The organism is Nostoc sp. DedQUE02 (assembly GCF_034531035.1).
In the GTDB taxonomy this organism is placed as follows: domain Bacteria; phylum Cyanobacteriota; class Cyanobacteriia; order Cyanobacteriales; family Nostocaceae; genus Nostoc.
In genome coordinates, this window is the sequence record NZ_JAVRBY020000007.1 from 105743 (window position 1) to 129534 (window position 23792).

Genomic DNA, 23792 nt, shown 5'->3' on the forward strand with positions numbered 1-23792 from the left:
TACGTGTTAACACAGCATCTATAGTTACATACACAACTAGCTTACTCAATTCCATGTTTACACCACTTGAAAACTAAAGCTAAGACTTGCCCAATTATTTACATCCAAGATATATGAGTCGGCTGCTGTGCCATTCATTTCCGTTTTGAGATGCAAGTCTTGTAGCAAGGTTTGTGCAACGTCTAAGGGATTCAATAATGGGCTAATCGGACTTTGTTCAGTGGTGGAATATTTAGCAGTGTTCAAAGCGGCGAGAGTTCCGCTAAAGGGGGCGGTACTAAAAATCAGTTGTTGTTCGCACTCAGAAGTTGGCCCGGAAATTACCCATTCGGAAGCACCATTAGTTTGGGGTAAGGTGAGGGTTTCACCTGGGGCGATGACGACTTCTTTGAGGAGGAGCTTGGTGTCGGTAGTTTTTGGTTCTTGGGGAGTTTCCCAAGGGTAGAAGGCAACTGCTGTATGATTATTGTTTAATCCTAGCAAGATTAAATATACTGGGCGATCGCTCTGGTTTTCCACTCGATATTGCATTCGACTACCGATAGGCACTATGGGAGTGGGGATTGATGTTTTAATCGAAGTTTCAGTTTTGAAAGCTCGGACTGTTTCGCGTTGCATGATGACGCGAGGTGATGTATCAGTAATTATTTCTAAGGTTGCCTTGAGAGCCAAGCGGGAAGAACCTTGATTTTCTGTGAGTCGCCATAACTTGGCTGCTAGCAATGTTGACAATTTTGGCGCTAACCTTTGCACTGCTAATTTTACTGCTTCTCCTACTTCTCCCGTGGTATTGGGAATTAACTCACTACCAAGAGAAAATAGACCATAACGACTAGGAATTTCTTGGAGTTTACCAAATACATAATCAGCAGGTTTTTCTCCTACTACTACGATGGAGATATGGGAAAATCCAGCGAAGGCACTTGTCGCATCTACTCGCTCAATTCTTTCCAATCCAGTATCCAAAGCTATTGTTAAATTAATATTTCGCGGTAAAACCCGGACTGCTTCTTGGATGAGTTGCCCAACTTGGAGGGGATTTGCACCTTCAATTTTGGAAATATAAGCTTTTGCCGTTAACCCAGTCCGCGATCGCAATACTAACTGTTCTGTTGTTGCTAGGGTGAATCGAGAATTAACTCCGTAGTATAGCAGCACTTGTGGCGGTAATCCTGCCAACCAAAGATGGACTGTTTTGCCGTCTTCTTCAATAGCTGTCACTGCGCCTTCTGCACCAATGATATCGCCTGGAAAAGCTAACGCAAAACCTAACCCTCCAGCCCCCTTTCCTTGTAGGGAAAGGGGAGAATTCAAAGCCTCTCTCCTCACAGGAGAGAGGTTTTCCAGATCCCTCTGACTACTTAATAACGCTGGCTGCTGGTTACTACCCAATTTAGATAGAGAATTTTCTACATGGGAGAGGGCGACTTGAATTGTGGTGGCTGGGGTGAATTCCCACAAATACTGTGTCAAAGCGTAGGTAAATAACCCAGCACTAAAACCAGAAAAGAGTCCTTCCCTCGCCGACTGCTTTGCTTCTGAGGTAGCTGCTAAAACAATTGGAGTACTAGGTAACTTCTGAGTTTTAAGTTGTTGGAGAAAGTCGAGTTCTTCTGTTGCTAGCTTTGCTGCTGACTCTTGAAGGGCGCGAGTTTTTAATCCTAAAACTGGACTTGATGCATAATAGCTAGTATCTAATACTGCTGTTACTTGGTTTGTGGGGAGCGATCGCAATAATAGCAGTAGAGTTTCTTCTAATATATAGTTGACTATTTTCTCATCTTGTGTAATCTGAGTAAAATTAGCTGTCACCAGAACATTTTGCATTTTCTCTGGCGATGTTTCCAATTTTACACGACTGCCATAACCACTAAAGTGGAAGACAACTAGATCACCGGGTTTAGCTTGCTTACCCAAGTGATCCAAAAAAGCCGCCTCAATGAATTCCCTGCTGGCTTGTTCCTCAGTTAAGGTTAAAATATCTGACCCTTGGAAACCAAAGCGATGAATCAAAAGCTCTCTTTGTAATTCCACATCCGTCAGGCAACCACTGAGGGCTGGAATTTTCGGGTATTGGTTAATACCTATTAGCAATGCCAATTTACGCGGACTGGGTTGTGCCAAAGCCTGATAATAGCGATTTCCCAAAGACAACCACTCAGCTTCAGTTACCCCCAATACCGCGAGTATTGAGCCAATTCTCTGCAAAAACGTGCGCCGTTCCATAGTTAGCTATCAGCCCTCAGCTATCAGTAAGCAGCTTACAGGGCTGAACTCTGTATTGTAAAGTTACACAAGTGTGGGGAGTGTGGGAAGCAGGGGAGCAGGGGAGCAGGGGAGTAAGGGAGAAGTTGTACTAAGTCTTTCCCTTGTGCCTCTTGTGCCCAATGCCCTAAGCTGGTACTTCTATCCGCATTGCCCGCGCTAACTCTGCTGCTACCTCTGGACGAGAAAATTCTGGTGGAGGTAATTCACCGCGCCGCAGCATTTCTCGGACTTTTGTCCCTGAAAGGTGAATGCGTTCTTCTGGCCTGCTGGGACTGGTTTTAGATGTTGCCATCTGTTTAGTGCGCGTGCAGTAGAAAGCGTGTTCAAATTTCATTGGCACAATGCCTAATTCACTTGGCGCAAATTCATCAAAGATATACTGAGCATCGTAAGTGCCATAATAGTCACCGACACCAGCATGATCTCGTCCGACGATAAAGTGAGTACAGCCGTAGTTTTTGCGGACTAAAGCATGGAAGATGGCCTCACGAGGGCCTGCGTAGCGCATTGCGGCTGGATTTATTGCCAAAGTTACCCGGTCTAAGGGGTAATAGTGTTCCAGCAAAATTTCATAGCAGCGCATCCGCACATCAGCAGCGATATCATCTTCTTTTGTCGCCCCGACTAAAGGGTGCAAGAATAGACCATCAACGATTTCTAAAGCGCATTTTTGAATATATTCATGGGCGCGGTGGATGGGGTTGCGAGTTTGAAAGCCGACAATGGTTTTCCAACCCTTGTCTTTAAATAGTTGCCGTGAGGCAGCTGGATCAATTTGATAAGTGGGAAACTGGGGATGAGGTTCGCGTTGCAACAACCAAATATCACCCGCCAGATGTACAGTACCTTGGTTATAGAGTACCTGCACGCCCGGATGTTTGACATCATCAGTGCGGTAGACTTTTATTGCTTCGCGGGTTTTGTCGTAGTGATATTTTTGGCTGAGTTGCAAAACTCCGATAAATTCGCCTCTGGAGTTATCCAGACGGATTAAGCCGCCTTCTTGCAACGGGGAAGCTACTTCTTCGCTTACCGATAGTGTAATCGGGATTGACCACACAAGACCGTTAGCTAATCGCATTTCTGTTACAGTGCGATCGTAGTCTTCTTGGTTCATAAAACCCGTGAGTGGACTAAAAGCACCGATCGCAATCATTTCTAGATCGGAAACGGCGCGATCGTCTAGTTGCACTCGCGGCAAAAAGTCAGCTTTTGAGAGAAACTCTGCTCTTTGTTCTGGTGTGGCGATACGGTTAACCAACTGTCCACCGTGCGGGGCTATGGCATCTGGATTGTGACTCAACGTAATCCCCTCTTTGTATTAACTGTTATTGTTTCAGATTATGTACTAACTTATCAAATGCTGGTACGTAGAGGAAAAGACTTTAGGGAATGGAAGAAAATTTTGTAACTAGCCTCTAAACAATCTGATTAGGTTAGGCTAAAGCTAATTCAGGCTCAATCAGAATAGTTCCTTTATAAGGAAAATGCTTATGACTGCTGTATCCCCCGTTGTTAAACCTGTTAGCAAAATGCGGCTAGCGCCTGGTAGTACAGTGTCTATTCAAGATGTAAGCTGGAAGGAATTTGAGTCTATTTTGCAAGAACTGGGGGAAAAGCGATCGCTACGAGTTGCTTACAGCAAGTCTACGTTAGAAATTATGGTTCCTCTACCCGAACACGAAAAATCAAAGGACTTAATTTCGGATATTGTCAAAATCTTGCTGAAGATCGCCGGAAAAAGTTATGAACCCTTCGGTTCAACCACTTTCAAGCGGGAAAATATAGCGGGGGTAGAACCAGATGCTTGTTTCTACATTCAGAACTACCAAAGAATGATCGGTCGTCGCAAACTGGAACCAAACGATCCGCCTCCTGATTTGGCAATTGAAACAGATGTGACATCAAAAACAACTCTTGATGCTTACGAAGCGATCGCAGTTCCAGAACTATGGATTTACGATAGTAAAAAGCTGTCGAGATATCTGCCTCAAATAACATGGCCAGAAAAATTTTACCATAATAGCATACAACAACCTGATATCACTTTCCCAGATGGTTATAGCATTTAGAAAGTATGAAAAGTATAAATATATTTCTCCCTGACGCGATGCGGACTTATATAGAAGAGAAAGTGGCAGATGGTGGTTACAACAGCGTCAGTGAATATTTCCGTGAGTTAGTGCGCCAAGACCAAAAGCGTCAAGCTGCTGAACGTTTGTCAGCAGTGCTTTTAGAAGGTCTAAATTCTGGGAATGCAACTGAGATGAATCCTGACGATTGGGAAGACATCCGCCAAGCTGTGCGGGAAAGAATCGCCAAGCATAAAGGGTCAAACCAAGGTTAATCAGTAATGATTTTAGTCACTCTGAAACTGCAAATATTCCAAAAGTAGTAAACGCAGGTAATCTAACGTTCTAATATAACTCTTTATCTGTTCATAATTGCCATTACTACCAAAATAAAAACTGGCAATCTGAGGTATATTTAAAACTCGCATAGCTTGTAATTGCTCAATTGCCTCGGCTTGATTGACAATTTGACCTGTGCTTTGAATTTGACTAGCATAACCTCTAAGATTTACTGTTAAAAGTTCAAGTTCTTCTAAAAGTGAAAAATCTTCATCTTCTGGTGGAAACTGAATAGAAATTTCTTGTCGTTCACCGCGTGTATTTTGATAAGTATTAGTCAACTGTGCTAACAATTGAATAATATTTTTCTTAATCAATTCTTGCTGATTTAAAATTGCTTTAGTCATCATTGACTCCATAAGTAACTATCTTTTCAGTACCATATTGGTCAGGTCTGACAATCAGATATTCATTACCTTTACGGTATACAGCTGAACTATCTCCACGATATCCAGTTTTCGGAACTCGAATCGCTCCTTTTTTATTAAAGTTATGAGCTTTGCGTAGATACTTTAATCGGTCGATTCCTTTTCTATTAGCATGGTCTAAAATACTCTGTGCAACACTCGTATAGGTAGCAGCATCCCACTCACTGATGTATTGTCGAATCTCTGCCGCTTCTGTAGAAGTATAACCTTCTAATAGCTGTATCAAAAACTGATCGGAGATAGGTTCTTCCGGCATATATCCCATTTAAAAATAAAAATACCCCTCCTTACAAGCGAGGAAGGGTAGTTTTGCTTTATCCCAAAACAGAGTAAGAGTTATTTTTAACTAAACTGTTCAATTATCCCGCCACCTAAGACTTTTTCCCCGTCGTACCATACTGCCGCTTGTCCGGGGGTGATGCTGATTTGGGGTTCATCAAACACCAAACGCACACGGGAGTTTTCTAACGGAATCACCGTCACTGGTGTAGCCGTTGAACGATAGCGAATTTGCACTTCGGCATGAATTGGGGTGGATGGTTCCGCAATGGAAACCCAGTTTACCCGATTTACTGTGCATTCTGGCTGAGTTACCTTGGTGCGATCGCCTACTACTACTTTATTATTTTCCGCATCTAATTCAATCACATACAACGGTTCGGCAGCAGCAATCCCCAAACCTTTGCGCTGGCCGATTGTGTAGTGATGGACACCATCATGCTGTCCCAAAACTTTGCCTGTGACATCGACAATATCGCCTGTTTTGGGGGCTAAATATTTATCCAAAAATGCCCGCATGGAACCGTTACTTTCCACTAAGCATAAATCTTGACTTTCTGGCTTGTCAGCAGTTTTCAGACCGTATTCACTTGCAATCCGACGCGTATCAGTTTTTTCTAGTTCGCCCAGAGGGAATATCGTTGCTCTTAGTAAATCTTGAGACAAATCATAGAGAAAGTATGACTGGTCTTTGTTACGGTCAACAGCTCTTAATAATTGGTAACGTCCAGTTGCTTCGTCATAGCTAATGCGGGCATAATGACCAGTGGCAATGCGATCGCACCCCAATTCTTCACGAGCATATTGCACCATTGGCCCAAATTTCACCGTTTTATTGCACTGTGAGCAAGGCAATGGTGTAATCCCAGCACTGTAACCAGTTACCAAGTAATCGACAATATGCGTCTGAAATAGATCCCGAATATCTACAACCTGATGAGGAACGCCCAGTTGTTCGCAGAGTTCAGCCGCGTCGATCATACCTTCAGAGCAACATTGACCTTTGCCTTTCATTAGCCAAAGAGTCAAACCAATCACTTCATAGCCCTGATGGTGGAGGATAGCGGCGGCGGTGGAACTGTCAACGCCACCAGAAAGACCAACGACGACTTTTTTCATACATTACACGACACGATATGCGTGGTTGTCCAATTGTAGCACATACTCTTCAAAGCCTTGCTACCAAAGCACTTCAGTTTTAAAGTCACAGATGAGCGTAGACATTGCTGTTCACTCCTCCATCACCCAATACAGTTAAGTTAAGCAAATTTATCTGTTAAGGCAGGCAGGGGGAGCAGGGGAGGCTTCGGGAGCAGGGGGAGAGAAAAAAGCTTAACTGAACTGTATTGCTCCATCACCCTGCTTAAGAGAAGGCAGTTCCAGAGAGAGAAAAGAATTATGAATAAAACTTTACTTCTGGGTATAAAATCCAGTTTAAAAAGAAGATACTGATAGGAGATCCACTACCTGAAACCAGCGTATTTTTTTGTAAAAATTAATATAATGCTCTTACTATGAGCATCTACCAATCTCTCAAAAAATCCTATACAGAAGATCGGCGGCGTGAGAATGACTGGCGGTTGTTTTTGCGTCTAGTGCCTTATGCCCGTCGTAGCGGCCGGTTATTGGCGCTGTCAATGTGCCTACTCATACCGATCGCCCTAGCTAATGCCATACAACCGTTCTTAATCGGCCAAGTAATCTCTCTGCTTCGTAATGAACCAAGCGCTTACGAATTTTTTCGGAATCGTCCCTTATCGCAAGGGCTAAATATCCTAGAGGGATTACTGATAATTGCGATCGCAATCGGATTGATGTTTACAGGCATCCAAGGTTATATAGTCCAAAAGCTAGGGCAACAAATTACCGCAGCCATTCGCCAAGATTTATTCCAGCATGTGACATCTCTGGCAGTACGCTTTTTTGATCGCACGGCTGTAGGTAAATTAATTACCAGAATCACCAGCGATGTGGAAGTCTTAGGCGATGTCTTCTCGACTGGGGCAATTGGCATTGTATCGAATTTGTTTTTAATGCTGGTGACTTTTGGCTTAATGTTTTCTATCCAGTGGCAATTGGCTTGCTTGCTGCTAGTGGTACTTTTACCAATTAGCTGGCTAATTGTTTACATCCAGAAACAGTACCGCAAAGCCAATTACAAAGGACGAGAAGAACTTTCTATATTGAATTCCCAGTTACAAGAGAATGTAGTTGGCATTAACGTTGTGCAGTTGTTCCGCCGAGAAAAATTTAATGCCGAATTGTTTCGTGCTACGAACAGCCGCTACACTCAGCAAATGGATAAAACCATCTTCTATGATTCATTTGTTTCCGCAACCTTAGAATGGACTGGACTGATTGCGATCGCAGGTGTTTTGGGTGTAGGTGGATGGTTGCTATTGGGAAAAAGCTTGACTTTTGGAACATTATCGACATTCATCTTATATGCCCAACGATTATTCGACCCTTTACGGGATTTTGCCGAAAAATTTACGGTAATTCAAGCTGGTTTTACAGCCATTGAACGCGTAGGCGATATATTAGATGAACCGATAGAAATCCGCGATCAGGCCAATGTCCGTTTTTCAATATTTGATGCGAAATTTGGCTACATAGACGAGATAGTTGCCAATCTAGAATCCCCAGACATCACTTCCCCGCCAGAACTGGGAGAAATTCGTTTCGATCACGTCTGGTTTGCTTACAAAAATGATGATTATGTAATTAAAGACTTAGATTTCACCATTCATCCCGGTGAAAAAGTGGCATTAGTTGGCCCCACAGGTGCGGGTAAAACTTCGATTATCCGTCTTTTGTGCCGCCTCTACGAACCTACCCAAGGACGCATTCTCATAGATGGCGTAGATATTCGGGAAGTACCACAAGCAGAACTGCGGCGCTACATGGCAGTAATTTTACAAGAAGGCTTTTTGTTTGCTGGCGATGTTAAAAGCAACATTTCTTTAGGAGATGGCTATACTATTGAACAGATTCAAAAAGCAGCAGAAGAAACCAACATTGCCCAGTTTATAGAAGAACTACCCCAAGGGTATGATACTCAACTTCGAGAACGGGGCACAAATATTTCTAGTGGTCAAAAGCAACTTTTAGCCTTTGCGCGGGCTGCCATTCGCAATCCCCAAATTTTGGTACTAGATGAAGCTACCGCTAGTTTAGATGTTGGCACAGAAGCTTTAGTTCAAGAGGCATTAAACCAGCTTTTACTGAGACGTACCGCCATTATTATCGCTCACCGCCTGTCGACGATTCGCAATGTAGACCGGATTTTTGTACTCAAACGTGGCGAATTAGTCGAACAAGGAAGTCACGACCAACTACTGCAACAGGAAGGGCTTTATGCCACTTTACATAACTTGCAGATGTTGGGAAGTTAAGATATTTTCCGAACAATCCCAAGTTTGAGATCAGATGCTCAATTTATGAGAAGACTCAGAAATCTTGTTATTAAAAAAACCTACTGTTGATTAACAGTAAGATAAATTTGTTAATTGTGTCGTTGTGTCTCATAAAGAAGGCGGTTCGTTTCCTTGTCTATATTTTTACCGAATCAAATAGAAGTGCGATCGCATAAATCACACAAACACTTATTAAGGAAACAGTAGTTAATTATACTTTCATACATAATACTAATAAAAGAGCGTTAATCAGCAACGCCTGAATTGTGATTATCGAGTTTTTTCAAATGACTGAACCTACCGTTTCTTTTCTTAATAGTCACTAAAGCAGCTATACTTAGTATGCCTAACATTAAGGAAGACTCAGGGATAGACGTTATAGAAAAAGAAGTGAGGGGATAACCTGTGTAGTAACCTTGATCGCCTATTTCTATGTAGTCATAAGTGTGAAACACATTATATGACACTCCTTCTACAGTGTAAGCAAATCCAAATTCATCCAATGCAGGATTTTCAGCCAATAAGAGATTGTCATTATCAAGAAATGATCCTGGAGATAACAAAGACTCTATTGAGTTGCCATTTCTTGTGCCAGTAATATCTATAATCTTGTAACTATTTGTAGCTGAATCGTAAGGGCCAGTTATTAATTTTCCGTTAGCTGTAACAATGTCATTTGGGTCAAGTACACTTCTACCAAAGTAAGAAAAATTAAACATGGCGGCCGAAACAGGAGCCATCATAGTTGTTAAAAGGCAGACTGTACCAGTGATAGTAACTGCAAGCTTTTTGTCAAAATTCATTCCATCTTTCCTTTTATTTCAAACCACTATTAACAAGGATTTTCATGACTACTTATTTGTGTAACTAATAGTTGCTGGTAAGGGCTACGCCACCACGTCAAAAGGAAGCATCATGTCGTTATCCTCGTGATTAAGCATGTGGCAGTGCCATACGAAGCGTCCAGTGAATGAATTGCCAAAAGGTAAGTTTGCTGTGGCTTTAGCACCGAAGGGAACTATCAGACGAACAACCTCAAACGGATTGACTACCACAGTATCCTTCCAACCAGCTTCGTTTGCTGCTGGCGGTTTTGCTAAACCTTTTAAATAGGGGGTGGGGTCGGGTGGTGGATAACCGAACGGCACCATATCCCCACCAGGCGCGTTGTGCATCAGTACTTTACGAGGCCCACTAGCTCTGTATGCTGCGGAGTATGCAGCATCATTGATTGATTGACGGTTGAGGATTTGAAATGGTACTAGATGCAGGTGCATTGTGTGGGCAAATGGCTGTAGATTGATGAAGTTCCACTGCTCTACTGTGTCTACTTGTGGCCGCTCCCTCAATTCTGGGTGGTTGGCTACTTCATGCCAGTAAACCGCGTTGAGCATCATCGCTAACACCTCAAATCTAGGGTTCAAAATATCTGTTAGAACCAGATTGCGCTCTTTGACTGGTTTGGTAGCAATCTTTGTTATTAGTGGATTGTTTACTCGCAGCCGTCTGGGAATAGCTTTAGGAACGGCAGCCCCCTGATTCACCGTAAACTGCATAATTTCTGGCATTTTAAAGTAACCCTGGTCAATGACCGTAGCCAAACCCTTGGGATAAGGTGCAGCAGCGTCATTTTGCAATACAATCTTATCTCCTGGCAGATTTTTAGAAAAATCGATTAGCACATCAGCTCGTTCACCAGGCCCCAGCAAGAGCTTAGACAAATATACTGGAGCGTTCAGGAATCCTCCGTCACTGCCAATTTGAATTAGTTGCTGATTTGACGACAAACTAAGTCTGAAAAATCGCGAGTTTGAGGCGTTGACGATACGGAAGCGGTACAAAGTTCGGTCAACATTGAGGTTTGGCCAAGCCTTGCCGTTGACGACAGCAACATCACCGTAAAACTCATGTTGCCATTTGACTGGGAAGGACATCGAACCATCAGAATTGAAGGAATGATCTTGCAGCACTAACGGCACTTCATAGGGCGCTCCGGCTGGGATACCAAGCGGGCCATTGCCACCGATGGGATCGTCGTCATCCCTAATCAGGTACATCCCAGCCAGCCCGACTTGGAGGTTCAAGGCGGTCATACCAAGGGAATGGTCATGATACCAGAGTGTCCCTGCTTCTTGATTGTTGTTGTAGTTGTAGACGTTGCTCTGTCCGGGCAGGTACGTGTCTTCTGGATAACCGTCACTCTCAGGTTCGGTATTGCTGCCGTGTAAATGTATAACTGTCCGTGGGTTAATTATGTCCGACGGATTGACACCATGTAAGCCTGTATCGACTGAACCAGCTAATGGATGAGTACCGAGTTTGTTGAACGCCCGAATGCTAACGGGTGTTCCCCTTGTTACCTCGAAAGTAGGGCCAAGATAAGGCAATCCGCCGTAACCCCAGGTAGGAAAAGACCCTAAGCTGCTGTGAAAGGAGTGTATACCTGGGGCAATATCTAAGGTATTAGGCGGTGAAATAGAGTATGAAATGGGCAGAGATTCGGTAAATTTTGAAAGTGAGGGCGAGGCTGCATAGGTTCTCTTTGCTTTAAGTATTTCGGGGAGCAGGATTCCTACTCCTACACCTGCGCTCATCATGAGAAATTGCTTTCTAGTTAACATTATTGATTATTTTGTAAAAATTAGCGTTGAGTCTAGAAAAATCTGAACTTACGTAAGAAATCTTTAAAACTCTTATTTTTTTTTGGCGTTGCATAATTGCGGGATGATTTTGCAAGTTATAAAATCTCCCCCCCTGCTCCCGAAGCACCCCCTGCCTCCCCTGCCTGCCTAAATTCATCCCTCTGTTCTGCAACACCTTTTTTCTTTGCGCTCTATACCTTCAGATTCAATAATTCTCCCAACAGAAGGAATCTCGGCTCATAGTGTTATGTGTTGATTAGCGATGGCTACGCCCGCCGTTGGCGTTCGCGAAGCGTCTCGTAGAGAAAGCGGCATCGCACTTTGCTTACTAACAAAAGATGATTGTTTTTGTCCGACATCTTTAGCTGCTAATAGTGTACTCAAGGTGTCAATCACATAAGTACTTTCCTCTACAGCAGAGTTCATTTCTTCTCCCAAAAAGCTATGGGCTGCTTTAAACTCCCGAATCAGGGTATCTCGATCATTCTGAATAATTAATTGCGCCAAGCGATTATAAGTGCCCGCAAGTCGCTTAATAGCTTCACGACGCTCTGGTGTAGCAAGCATAATATCTACTACCAGAGGTGCAGACTGAGAGAATAAGCGGCTAATTATGTCAATTTCCAGACGGAAAATAGGACTAGAAAAATCTAAGCTCCGACGGATGTCAATCTCTTCATCTACCAGACAAACACCAAGACTAAAGGTTTTAAAGTTACGGATTGCTTGAACAGCAATCATCATTTGGTCGTGTTCTTCTGGTGTAGACATAATTAGTTTACCACCATCATTTTCAATCAAATCTAGAAGCCATTGAAACGCATGGTCTTCACGACCAGAACAGACTACAACTTTTTGAGATAAGAACGATTTGATGCCTGGCCCAAACATCGGATGCAAGCCCATTACAGGGCCACTATGCTGCTCAAGCATAGTCTGTAATATTGGAGTCTTGATACTAGCAATATCAGCTAAAGCAGTAGTTGGAGAAAGGTATTTAGCAAGTTTATGGATCACCTCTGTTGTATATTCAATAGGAACACAAACTAAAACTAAATCTGCTTTTTCTAGTAGCGATTCTGCTTGTTCCCAGTCCCCCTGGTCGAGAATACTGACGTAGTGACCTGCGGCTGATAACTTCTGCTGGAAGAAGTGTCCCATCATCCCTCGTCCGCCAACTAGAGTAACCTTTCGTGGCTTGGTCTTAACTGGAAGCGAAAATGCACTAGCAACAGCAGCAGTACAACCTATAACCAGGTTTTTCCACATCGACTCTGGAACACCAGCCTGCACCAATGAAAATGCAAAATTAGCAATTTGTTCCTCTAAAGAAATGGATTGTGATTCAGCCAAAACGGCAATTCTTTTACCTAGTAAATCAATGAGTTGTTGGTCAATTTTCTTCAGCTTTTCTGGAAGCATAATACCTCTCAAATGTATTATTGATTTAGCTCTCGCCTCAAGGAGCGATGTCAATACGCTTGGGTTAAGCAAATTTATCTGTTAAGGCAGGCTGTTCTTGAGCAGGGGAGGCTTCGGGAGCAGGGGGAGAGAAAAAAGCTTAACTGAACTGTATTGGGAGTGATGTCTGCGATGGGTTACGCCTACGCCTAACTAAATATCGCTAAATCTGGGCGTAACTGTGCAGCACCGCGCAAATAGATCGGGCGTAATGCATTCTGAGGCAAAGGGGTATTGAAATGAATTAGTACCCGAATACAGTATTTCAGGCTACTGTTTACCTGCATTTGCTGTACGTCCAACAGAGGAACTTGATCCCACCCCGGACGACGACGCGCCACCGACGCTGGAAATATGGCATCTAAGTCAGGAGTGGCAGAAAAAGTGACACTAACGATTTCGGCAGGATCTAACGGATTGTTTACTTCTAAGGCATTCAATAACTCATCTACAGCTTCAGCGATCGCTTGTGCACAGTTATGACTAACTGTAGTTGCACCCCGGAGTCCCCGCACCCGCCATTCTCCGAATGTCGCTGATACATTATTTTGTTGGTATGTATGTGTAAGGAATGTAACCTGATCCATATCGATTTGATCCTTAAGTACTTAATTTTTTTCTTAATACAAAGCTTTAGCTACAAAATCACCTATAGGAATCCGGTTTGATTACTGAAATCACTTGGCTTAGTAGGCAATAGGCAATAGGCAAGAGGCAAGAGGCAAGAGGCAAGAGGCAAGAGGCAAGAGGATTTCAGAAGATTAAGGTGTACCGAATTTTTTTCAAAATCAAATATGAGTTCTATAGTGTTTCAACCTAAGAGAATTGAAGCTTTTTTCGAGATGTTAGTCTCACTCTCAGAAACATTAAAGGTAGATAACTAGTAAGAATGATGAAGGTACTGTAGCGAAACAAGTCATTGTAAGCTAAAGCTATTGCTTGCTGTTGCACTAAGTCTAATTGTTTGATAACGTGGGCGAGATTAGTAGAATGAAATGTTTCTAAACGCCCAAGCATAACAGTTAGCCCAGCAATGCCAATACTACCTCCTAACTGGTTAATCAGGTTGTAGAGACCGGAAGCATAAGTTCTTTTAGCTTTGCTAACATAGCCTATAGTTGTTAAAGACAAAGGTACAAATAATAATCCTAAACCAATTCCTCGCCAAATCTGCGGCCAAAATATATTCCAGTAATCTGATTGCAGATTTAGATAACTTAATTGCCAAGTACCAACAGCAGAAAAAGTAATTCCTAGCGCCAAAATAATACGAGCATCTATGCGGCCTGTCAACACACCTGTTAAAGGCATAATCAAAGCAGTTGCTACTGGCCCTGGCATTAGTAGTATTCCTATTTTCAATGAGTCGTAATTCAGAACTTGACTCATAAATATCGGGGTGATAAATATTACACCAAAAAGGCTAAAACCAGCTAAAAATGTAATGATGTTACCTGCGGCAAAAGTTCTATTTCTAAATAATGATAAATCAATAATGGGAGAGCGAGTCACCAATTCCCACCAAACCAGATATGCGATCGCACTAACCCCAGCTATCAATAGAACAGTAATTAACCTAGACTCAAACCAATTCAATCTTTGCCCATTTTCTAGAGCGTATTGCAAGCTAGATAAACCAATTACTAAGGCTATCAAACCTAACCAATCAAATTTACCCTGTGGTTTCTTTAAGTAAGGTGAATCGTGAATAAATAGAAATACCATTACCGCAGCAATCAATCCAATTGGAACATTAATCAGAAAGATTGAACGCCAGCTAAGTGTATCTGTTAAATAGCCTCCTAGTACAGGGCCAAAAGCAGGAGCCACAAGCATCCCCAGACCAAAAATACTCATTGCTTTGCCATGTTCTTCTCTAGGGAAGGTATCTAACAAAATAGCCTGAGCCGTTGGAAAAAGAATGCCTCCACCTAATCCTTGAAGAATACGAAAGAACACAAGCGCTGACAAATTCCAGGATAGTCCACATAACAATGAGGAAGCTGTAAATAATATGATTGCCCCGGCATAAAACTTTTTACGACCCCATAAGGCACTCAGATAGCCAGTTAAAGGCATTACAATTACATTACTAATAATATAGAATGTTACGACGGAACTAATTTCATCAATTGAGCCACCTAAATTGCCTTGAATTTGAGGAATTGCAATATTAACTATACTAGTGTCAATAATAGCAATTATCGTACCTATCATCAGGGTTGTTACAATCAGCCATTTATTTGTCGGAGGTGGTGTAATAGCAGATTGCTCTTTTTGAGAGCTAAGAGTGTATTTCGGTTTCATGGTTTTAAAATTTTACTTTGCAGCAAAAAGTCTCAGAGATTGTGGCTAAAAATAGTTAGTCTACAACTCAATTTCAGAAAGTGATATTGTTGTTTGATATCTTTAAATACCAATAGCTAGAGCGGATTTTTGAGGATGCGATCGCCTAGTGTGGTCTTTATGCGATATATACCAAATATATGTTTTTATAAAACATATATATACCATTTAAATTCAAGGATTAAAAACTAGAAAAGTATCAGTAACCCTCTTTTATCACTTTCTGTGAAATTAATACTTGTTCGATGATTTCAGATTTGACCAAAGGTGATAAAAGAGGGGTAAAATAGATATGGTTAAAAGTTAACCAAACTAGCATCTTTTCTATATCCCTGTATCAAGTAGTTCTCCTTGGCGCTGACGACGACGGAAGATAAACCAAGCACCAACTCCCAATAATGCAGACACTGATGCAGGTTCAGGAACCTTTTCGATTTTTGTTTTAACAGTTCCTTGAAATGTGTAGTCTCCCGTCGTATTAGGGAAATCCCAGTATGGGTAAACTCTGAGTCTAGCAGTGTCAGGTACGCTCGTTCGGATGGCAACAGAATCTGAAAAGGTTCCCTCTGGGTAACTAAAGCGAATTGACAAACCGTATTGCTCGCCACGAGCAGCCGGAGGAACGTAAAGAATAAAGTCATCAACAGTATCGTCGTAGCCTAAATTACCTACACGTCCAAGATAAACAATATTTCTGGCTTCATTATGTATATCTTGTTGCGATCCTTTTGTTCCCTCGGCGACAATACCCCCTGCATTAATAGAATATTGTTCCACCGAGCCATCATATTCAGCAAGAGGAAAGTCAGGCCCGAGAGGTTCTATTTTAGTAGCTGAGTCATCATAAATAAAGTAACCATTGGCTTCCTCACTCTCGAAGGTAAATTTAAAAAGAGCAGCTTGGGCTGGATTTGTGTCAATTGCTCCTAAAACTAAAAATGTTGCAGCGCTGATAGCAGATATCAAGAACTTATTTAACAAAGCCATTTTAGTTATCTCGCAATATAGATATACTTGAATGCTGGGAAGTTGACCGTTTAGCAGGCGATCGCGTTATGGATGAGAATACCATGTGTATGTGTATTCTTTGTATTATGAGAGAAATGATAATACAAACATTATGTAAAACCTCAAATTGATATGAAACTCCTATTTAGTTTGGTGAAAATTTGAGTACACATTTATTCATTCCTTCCTTGTTCAAATTTCTCTCTAAAAATTAAATTCCATAGATAAGAGGTTAGAGGTTAGAGATTAAAGGTTAGAGGCTGTAAGTTGAGTTTCGCAACAGCGAAACTCAACAAAATCTTGAGAATGTTGGGTTTGGTTCCTTAACATCTTTAGATTTAACTAAATTGACTGCTATAGGACTCATCTTTGATTTTTGAAAAAGCTCCATACAAGTCAAAAAACTTTCTTTCCAATTCCCAATTCTCAATTCCCAATTCCTCAAAATCAAAACACCTTCCTGAGAACTTCTGAATTCTCAAAAATTCTTAGTGACGAATCAAAATTTTCTCCTCTTGTTGAGAAAAGCTAACTGATGGAGCAGGAGCAGGGCCTAGTGCGACATCGCCCCAGCGCATTACACAACCACCAGCATTAGATGACGAACCCATTGTGTAGACAAGAACTAGGTCATTTTCACGAATTTTACCTGCATGGGCGGCGTGGTAGAGATTCGCAATGGGAAAGGTTGGCCCAATGTTGGCATATAAAGGATTGATGTTGATTGTACGCTCTGGCTCAATATCTAGAGCGCGGATGCAAACTCGTGAATACCAAGCACTGGGTGTATTAAAGACAAAAAAGTTGATTTGATCTAAGGTGAGTCCAGCATCAGCGATCGCACCGTGGCAACATAGACGAATAAACTTCACTGTCGTCTCGTTAAACATCTTGCTTGCACCTTTGCCGCCTCGGATGAACATTTTGACGTTACCATGCTCATCGGTAGTAAATTCATTATAGAAAGCACCACAGGTAGCAGAGGTATTGGCAATTTTGGTACCAAGAATACCTTGATTTGGTTTCAGTTTACCAACAACAAAGGCTCCAGCACCGTCGCCCGATAAAAACGCTAGAGTATCATTTTCGTCGGTATAGCGCGAGTACGTAGTGGAGATGACCACTAACACATTGCGATACTGTCCTGTTTGCACCAGAGAACAGGCTGTCTGAAGCGAAACTAATCCTGAAGTACAAGTTGATTCTATATTCCACGCCGCACCCTGTAGTCCCAGTTTACCTGCGAGAAAAGCAGCATTACCAGGTGTGATTTGCTCTGGAAACAGTGAAGTAACGAGCATAAGATCGATGTCTTCAGGAGATAGCTTTGCGGCTTCGAGAGCATCGATCGCGGCGCGATATTCTAGTGAGAGCGAAGTCTCATCAGGAGCTAACACCCTTCGCTCGACAGTACCACGGAAGGGGTCTGACATATATGGTGCTACCTCTTGTGACCAGATATCGTCGTCACTATCGATTGTGGCTTTATCGGGTATAAACAGTTTCGCCAGGGTTTTTTGTTCAGCTTCAGCAACCATCTTGGGGAAATTCTCTCTGTAATAATCGTTAGTGCGGATGATGCTAGGAAAGTTAACTGAGATTGCGCGAATACCTACTGGTTCTAATGTTGTCATGAGAAATATCCTGTTGATTTTGTTTTTGGTGTTACACAATGGAACTGAAAAATACTGATATAGCAGTCGATAAGAGATCCCCCAACGCCCTTAAAAAGGGAGCTTTTTAGATCCCCCTTTAAAAAGAGGGGTTAGGGGGGATCAAGGTTTTAGGTTTTGAGTGCGTAAGTCTTATTGCTATGACTTTTTGATTAACTTCTGAGCAAAAGATTGAGGATTTACATAGATGCACAGATTTAGGAACCAATACAGTTGAGTTAAGCTTTTTTCTCTCCCCCTGCTCCCGAAGCCTCCCCTGCTCAAGAACAGCCTGCCTTAACAGATAAATTTGCTTAACCCAAGCGTATTGATTTAGGAACGCCCTGTTTTGGATTCTATGGCTCCTTGCTTAATCAGACTCTGAATGCGACCTCCAATAGGTGCGGGTCGGGTTGGGTCAATTTTCACATCAACAATGAATGGAACAGTAGAGGTAAGTGCTTTTTGCAGCGCTACTTCCAAGTCAGGCTCGGTATAGACACAGATGCCATCAGCTCCCATAGCTCTAGCGATCGCGGCAAAATCAGTACTCGGTATCTCCGTATCTATGGGAACGTTACCACTTAACCCCTGCAACGCCATTCCTTGGGCGCACATATTGTAGCGTCCATCGTTGAGTACAATCCAGACAGATGGAATCTCGAATTTCACTGCTGTGCTAACTTCGTTGTTCATCAGCATTGCTCCGTCCCCAACAATAGCAACAGCTTTACCTTTTCGCCCTAATGCCGTACCAACTACCCCAGTGGCAGCATGACCCATAGACCCAAAACCAGTACTAATCCGATAACGACCTGGTTGGTTAAATCGCAGCAAATTAGTTGCCCAAGCAAAGGAGTTACCCGCTTCAGCTAAGATTGAGGCATCGCTGCCTTCAATAATTAGCCGTTGAATTGCATCCATCAGGGCTTCGGGTCGCACTAAGCCATTTGTTCGCTGAGTATTCGTATAGGCTTCAGGACGCGGTAGGGAGGAAGTGGGAAACCAATTAAGACGCTGTGGAAGGTGTTTTAATATAGCTCTGAGGAATGCTTGGATTTCAGAGTGAACAGCCAGAGTCTCTACTGATGGATAAGCCACTCCTGGAACTTGCGGATCAATATCAACATGCACGAACCCGTTAGCAGGAATCATCACTGGACTCCAGAATGAAGTCGGCTCACCAAGGCGCGTTCCTAACACTAATATGCGCTGCGGTCGTTGCTCTTGCATATATGTCAAGACAGATAAATGCCCACTAAAGCCTGTGACACCGATAAACTGGGGATGATGTTCTGGAAAAATGCCTTTGGCACGAGGTGATGTCATCACCGCCGCTCCAGTTTTTTCTGCCAACTGGCGGATTTCTTCTGCGGCGTGTCGCGCACCGAAGCCAACCCAAATAGCAAAGGATTCTGCTGATAACAACTTTACACATTCAGCGATCGCTTCTTCACTAGCAGTTGGTACAGATTGAGAAAACGCTGGCTGAGGTAACTGTGCTTTTAATGGTGTCGTCTGTATTGGGGTGGGAACACTAATATGGGCTACAAAGCTGCCTGGTTGTGCTAAACCTTGGGCAAGTCTGCGTGAAATTTCTGGTAGTTGATCCCCAGACTCTAATATGGTTGCGTAATTGAATAGTGGGCCTGAGGTAAAAATACCTGAGAAAGGCATTGTGTGGGCGCTGGTTTCTTGACAAGCTCCCCGACCGCGATTTCCAGTTGAGGTTGCAGCCGACAAGAAAATTACCTTTGCTCCTTCTCCTCGGGCAGCCAAAAGCCCAGTTAGAGCATTAGTGATACCAGGGCCTGTAGTAGTGAATACCACGACGGGGCGATCGCTGGCAAAATAAGCCTCGGTGGCGGCAAAGGCTGCTCCTGATTCATGGCGAAAGTGAAGCAATTCGATGCTGCTACGGTTTAATGTTGCCCATAATGGCCCAATACCGCCTCCTGAAACACCAAATGCATAGTTAACTCCCAAGTTTTCCAGGATCTCAATTAGACCTTCTGCAACCGTAGGGGTTAATTCTGACTCTGGAGATTTTTCATTCAGCGATGCAGGGGAGAAAATGGAAGATCCAGTTGAAGTTTCAAGTGAAATTTGATTAGATGGGAGGTTAATTTTTGTTCCCAAACCTTGAGAAGAATTAGCCTTTTTGTTGATATATTTAGTATTCACAATTGCCAACCTTGTTTTTACTTTTCTTGAATACTTAGCTCAAAGCATTTAGTTCTTAATAGCCGTTAATTGAAAACTTGATTGCTGACGTAAAACTCGTTTTAGAACTTTGCCAGTTGGGTTTTTTGGCAGGGAATCCACAAAATTAACTTTACAAGGAAGTTTGTATTTTGCCATCCTTTCAGTACAAAATCTGATAATTTGTTCTTCGCTAATTATGTGACCCTGCTTTAAGACAATATTTGCCTGAACTATCTCACCTTTAAAAGCATCCTTAATGCCATATACAGCTACCTCAGCAACAGATGAATGTTGATAAATTACATTTTCAACTTCAGTTGGATATACCTTAAATCCAGACACATTAATCATGTCTTTCAATCTGTCAACAAGATAGAAAAAACCGCTCTCATCTACCCGACCAATGTCGCCAGTATAGAACCAGCCATTTTTAATTACTTCAGCAGTTTCAAATGGGCGATTCCAATAACCAAGCATGACGTTAGGCCCTCGAATTAAGATTTGACCCAATTCACCAGGCTGTACCTGATGATCGTTAGCATCAATAATTTTCATTTCTACATTTTCAATGGGAGCGCCAATGGAACCGAGTTTGTATTTCAAGTCGTGGTTATAACATGCACATGGTGAGGTTTCAGTTAAACCATACCCTTCATGAATGACTATTCCATACTTTTCTTGCCAAATTTGAGCTATTTCAACTGGCATAGGTGCCGCAGCAGAAAAGTAATAACGTATGCTCTCAAAGGCTTGCTTAGGTATATCGCTATTTAAGATTTTGATGAATACTGTCGGTACACCAAAGAACATTGTGATTTTATGAGTAGCGATCGCATTTAGAACTTGTTCCAGGTCAAACCGCCGTTGCAGGACGAGAGTGGAACAAGAATTCAGTGCAGCATTGAGAATAGCGTTTTGACCAAAGCAATGAAATAGTGGTAGAAAAAGTAGTAATTGGTCATTAGCTTGCATTCCACAACAACGATTTTGGGAATACATATTAGAAATTATATTGCCGTGAGAAAGAGTAGCTCCTTTAGGAAAACCTGTGGTTCCTGATGTGTAGACGATGCTAGCAGGAGCGTGGCGATCCATTTCAACAGCGCGGGCGTTAGGGGAAGAAGTTTCTATTAGTTGGGCTAAACTTATTCCCTTATTGCTGCTACCTTCTGCAATCAAAATATGTTGCAATTCTGGTAAATCTGCCTCTAGAACTTCTAAAGTACCTGACTCTGTAGTGATGATGGCTTTAGCAGCACAATCGTGCAAAATATAGCTAATTTCAGAACTTTTCAGCATCACATTCACAGAGACAGCAATAGCACCAATTTTGAGAATGCCAAGATAAGAAGTAATAAACTCTGGAATATTTGGCAAAAACAAGGCCACGCGATCGCCTCTTTTTATTCCCAATCCTTGTAAACTGTTAGCTACTCGATTTACTAACTGATCTAGATGTCTGTAGGTAAAAGATTTATCCTCAAAAATCAAGGCAATTTTATTAGGAAATAATAAATGACCGCGCTCGATATGGTTAGCAATATTCATAACTTAAAAGTCTCTCTTTCATTTGAGTATGGCAACAAATTAAGTTAACAAAACTTTCGGAATAGAATGACACGAAGAAAAAGTGAAATTTTTGCTAAGGCTGGGTGTAAGGGTGTAAGTGAAAAAACTACCGTATCAACTATTGTTATGCTTTTACCTACACCCAAAAGCCAGTTAAATCAGCATTTTTGCTAATCTTAGTGTCATTCTCTTCTGAATATCTGGTGCATAGACATTACCAAGACCGATTTATAGTTCCAATATCATGAGGATGCCGTGGCGGGGACACAATGTGAACAGTGAACATCGGCTCTTTTTCAACCAGATAGCTACTCAAAACTTAATTTAAACTCGACAATATATCTTGAACTGCTTGCACAATCTGCCCACCAGATGCGATATCTGCACTAATCCGGGCAATGTGTTCGTCAAGAGGTTGTTCGTGGTCGTTCCAGATGTAAGGACGGTCAGGTGAAGCTGGTTGTCCGATGACATCGCGCACTGCCATATATAAATCTCTGGTAGCGGGAGACAGACAAGCACGGGCATCATAATGGTCTGCAACTAGATAGGTGCGTAAATCAACTGCTTGCACTCCAAATATCAAGGCGATCGCTATATACTGTTGGAAGATATCTACTGAGCGACGCGCTAAGTTTGCCGAAGCAAAACCCTGACTGTTGATATTTTGGTTAAATTGTTCAGCATGGGTAGGAAATCTGTCTGCGATCGAATTTCCATAGAAGGTTAACAATGGCATGATGGAATTCCCAGATATTTGCAGACCTTTTAACCCCATGTTGACACTGCGCTCTCGGTTCCCCACTAAAGATGCTGGCAAACCATTGTTAAATTCTGGCGCTACCAGATAGGCTATTTGCACATCCAAATGTTTAGCCAACAACCCGATGTAGTAGCGCAGCTGATCCATTCCGACACCGATGTACTGCCCTAAGAAATTACCGCCATGATAGCTAACTTGGTTCTCAACATCGATCAGTGGGTTGTCGGTGACAGAATTAATTTCTACTTCGATTTGTTTTTTAATCTGCTCGATCCCATCTACAATCGGCCCCATGTATTGTGGTAAACAGCGCAGTGAATAACGGTCTTGAATTGGATCTCCACCCCGATAATTGTGAGAACCATCTAGTTCTTCACGGACTAAGCGTGAACCTGCTAGTAAGTTCAGCATTTGGTTCGCAGCCCATTTTTGCCCTGAATGCGGTTTGAGCTGATGAATAAATGGGTGGAATGATTGATTAGTACCATTCAAACCTTGAATTGCTAGGGCATGTGCCCCCATTGAGAGAGCTAATAAAACTCTGGTGTCATAGACACAATTGGCAGCAATACCTGTCATGACTGAGGTGCCATTCATCATTGCCAAGCCTTCTTTAGGAAGTAATTGCAATGGCTCTAAACCCAGATGACTCAATGCTGTCGGTGCGTCGATTTCTTCGCCGTTAAAGTCAACAGTATAACAACGGTCTAAACCAACCAATGCCCCAGTAATGTAGGATAAAGGCACTAAATCACCGCTTGCACCAATCGATCCAAATTCATATACATGGGGTGTAACTCCAGCATTTAAGAAAGTTTCCATACGCTGGATCAGTTCTAGACGAATGCCAGATGCACCATGCAAGTGGGAGTTAGCACGCAAAAGCATGGCGGCGCGGACATCAGCTAGTGATAATTTTTGTCCGGTTCCGGTTTTGTGATACCAAATCAGGTTGTTCTGAAGCAGTGCCGCAGATTCAGGGGAAATTACAACATTGGCCATACCACCAAAACCACTTGTCACACCATAAATTGGTTGACCAGATTCCACAGCATTACTAATGTAATCGCACGATGCTTGAACTCCTTGCAAAACATCTCGATTATCGCTTAGGCGTACTTGAACACCCTGACGGGACACACTGGCTACTTCGTTTATTGTTAGGTTTTGGTTGCCCACAACTACAGTTTTGCTGGAATTTACCAGGGAAGTTGTAGAAGAATGAAAGGTCTTGTTTTTGTTGAGCGATGTTGTATTCATTGAACTTCCAATTATTATTTAAATTGCACAGATAATGGACTTATTGGATGTCCTTGTTGGGAATTGTGCTTTTGTTGCTTTGTT

General features: G+C 42.4%; 18 protein-coding genes. 3 read left to right on the forward strand and 15 right to left on the reverse strand.

From position 1 onward, the window contains the following. Positions 1–57: 57 nt before the first annotated feature. Together RMX98_RS09370 and sat are read right to left on the reverse strand one after the other, a co-directional pair. Complete coding sequence (locus tag RMX98_RS09370; RefSeq protein ID WP_322681292.1) at positions 58–2226, reverse strand: caspase family protein; 2169 nt, start codon at positions 2224–2226, stop codon at positions 58–60. 166 nt (positions 2227–2392) lie between these two features. Then, positions 2393–3571, reverse strand: a complete 1179-nt coding sequence (gene sat, locus RMX98_RS09375) for a sulfate adenylyltransferase (protein ID WP_322681293.1) — start codon at positions 3569–3571, stop codon at positions 2393–2395. Positions 3572–3761: 190 nt separating this feature from the next. On the opposite strand from sat, the gene RMX98_RS09380 reads away from it, so the two are divergent. Together RMX98_RS09380 and RMX98_RS09385 are read left to right on the forward strand one after the other, a co-directional pair. After that, complete coding sequence (locus RMX98_RS09380; protein ID WP_322681294.1) at positions 3762–4340, forward strand: Uma2 family endonuclease; 579 nt, start codon at positions 3762–3764, stop codon at positions 4338–4340. Positions 4341–4345: 5 nt separating this feature from the next. Then, on the forward strand, positions 4346–4615 hold the full coding sequence (locus RMX98_RS09385; RefSeq protein ID WP_322681295.1) for a type II toxin-antitoxin system ParD family antitoxin: 270 nt from the start codon (positions 4346–4348) through the stop codon (positions 4613–4615). A gap of 12 nt (positions 4616–4627) precedes the next feature. Here the strand turns inward: RMX98_RS09385 and RMX98_RS09390 are convergent, their stop codons facing one another. The 3 genes from RMX98_RS09390 to mnmA form a co-directional block, all read right to left on the reverse strand. After that, positions 4628–5029: a hypothetical protein gene (locus RMX98_RS09390; RefSeq protein WP_322681296.1), complete on the reverse strand. Its 402-nt coding sequence runs from the start codon at positions 5027–5029 to the stop codon at positions 4628–4630. Beyond that, entirely contained in the window at positions 5019–5363 is a 345-nt protein-coding gene (locus tag RMX98_RS09395; protein WP_322681297.1) for a hypothetical protein, read from the reverse strand. The genes RMX98_RS09390 and RMX98_RS09395 overlap by 11 nt, the downstream gene beginning before the upstream one ends. A gap of 86 nt (positions 5364–5449) precedes the next feature. Beyond that, positions 5450–6505 carry a tRNA 2-thiouridine(34) synthase MnmA gene (gene mnmA, locus RMX98_RS09400; protein ID WP_322681298.1) on the reverse strand — a complete coding sequence of 352 codons (1056 nt, stop codon included), beginning with the start codon at positions 6503–6505 and terminating at the stop codon, positions 5450–5452. Between the two features lie 395 nt (positions 6506–6900). Between mnmA and RMX98_RS09405 the strand changes: the two genes are divergently transcribed. Beyond that, entirely contained in the window at positions 6901–8781 is a 1881-nt protein-coding gene (locus tag RMX98_RS09405) for an ABC transporter ATP-binding protein (protein ID WP_322681299.1), read from the forward strand. 266 nt (positions 8782–9047) lie between these two features. Here the strand turns inward: RMX98_RS09405 and RMX98_RS09410 are convergent, their stop codons facing one another. From RMX98_RS09410 to RMX98_RS09455, 10 genes are all read right to left on the reverse strand, one after another. Further along, positions 9048–9605, reverse strand: coding sequence for a hypothetical protein (locus tag RMX98_RS09410; protein ID WP_322681300.1), 558 nt, complete (start codon positions 9603–9605; stop codon positions 9048–9050). An 84-nt stretch (positions 9606–9689) separates the two neighbouring features. After that, positions 9690–11399 carry a multicopper oxidase family protein gene (locus RMX98_RS09415; RefSeq protein ID WP_322681301.1) on the reverse strand — a complete coding sequence of 570 codons (1710 nt, stop codon included), beginning with the start codon at positions 11397–11399 and terminating at the stop codon, positions 9690–9692. A gap of 282 nt (positions 11400–11681) precedes the next feature. Next, a complete protein-coding gene (gene tyrA, locus RMX98_RS09420) occupies positions 11682–12866 on the reverse strand; it encodes a bifunctional chorismate mutase/prephenate dehydrogenase (RefSeq protein ID WP_322681302.1) in 1185 nt (394 codons plus the stop codon). Positions 12867–13054: 188 nt separating this feature from the next. After that, complete coding sequence (gene aroH / locus RMX98_RS09425; RefSeq protein WP_322681303.1) at positions 13055–13492, reverse strand: chorismate mutase; 438 nt, start codon at positions 13490–13492, stop codon at positions 13055–13057. Positions 13493–13721: 229 nt separating this feature from the next. Further along, a complete protein-coding gene (locus tag RMX98_RS09430; RefSeq protein WP_322681304.1) occupies positions 13722–15212 on the reverse strand; it encodes a DHA2 family efflux MFS transporter permease subunit in 1491 nt (496 codons plus the stop codon). A gap of 363 nt (positions 15213–15575) precedes the next feature. Beyond that, positions 15576–16238: a PEP-CTERM sorting domain-containing protein gene (locus tag RMX98_RS09435; RefSeq protein ID WP_322681305.1), complete on the reverse strand. Its 663-nt coding sequence runs from the start codon at positions 16236–16238 to the stop codon at positions 15576–15578. Positions 16239–16747: 509 nt separating this feature from the next. After that, positions 16748–17893 carry a 3-oxoacyl-ACP synthase III family protein gene (locus RMX98_RS09440; RefSeq protein WP_322681306.1) on the reverse strand — a complete coding sequence of 382 codons (1146 nt, stop codon included), beginning with the start codon at positions 17891–17893 and terminating at the stop codon, positions 16748–16750. A 351-nt stretch (positions 17894–18244) separates the two neighbouring features. Further along, entirely contained in the window at positions 18245–20095 is a 1851-nt protein-coding gene (locus RMX98_RS09445; RefSeq protein ID WP_322681307.1) for a ScyA-related TPP-binding enzyme, read from the reverse strand. A gap of 48 nt (positions 20096–20143) precedes the next feature. Beyond that, positions 20144–21664, reverse strand: a complete 1521-nt coding sequence (locus tag RMX98_RS09450; RefSeq protein ID WP_322681308.1) for a long-chain fatty acid--CoA ligase — start codon at positions 21662–21664, stop codon at positions 20144–20146. 340 nt (positions 21665–22004) lie between these two features. After that, a complete protein-coding gene (locus RMX98_RS09455; protein ID WP_322681309.1) occupies positions 22005–23708 on the reverse strand; it encodes an aromatic amino acid ammonia-lyase in 1704 nt (567 codons plus the stop codon). Positions 23709–23792: the final 84 nt, after the last annotated feature.